This window comes from Pyramidobacter sp. C12-8 (assembly GCF_002007215.1).
Lineage (GTDB): Bacteria > Synergistota > Synergistia > Synergistales > Dethiosulfovibrionaceae > Pyramidobacter.
The window spans coordinates 1-213 of sequence record NZ_MUHX01000156.1 but is presented as its reverse complement, the minus strand read 5'-3'; the positions used below and the strand labels follow the sequence as shown (position 1 = coordinate 213).

Sequence of the window (213 nt, the reverse complement as noted above, 5' to 3'; positions counted from 1 at the left end):
AGTCCCGCAGGCGTTGGAGGCATTCTTCGAATCCACCGACTTTGAGGACGCCATACGAAATGCCATCTCCATCGGCGGCGACAGCGATACGCTGGCGGCCATCACCGGAGCCGTCGCGGAAGCCTACTACGGCGTGCCGACAAATATCCGGAAACACGCCATGACTTTCCTGGACCAGCGCCTGCTGAAAATCCTTCTCGACTTCGAGGGCAA

Annotated in this window: 1 protein-coding gene; it reads left to right on the top strand. The window is 59.2% G+C overall.

Annotated features, from left to right (window positions below):
* The coding region (locus tag B0D78_RS12425; protein ID WP_205948350.1) for an ADP-ribosylglycohydrolase family protein at positions 1-213 on the top strand (213 nt) is incomplete at both ends.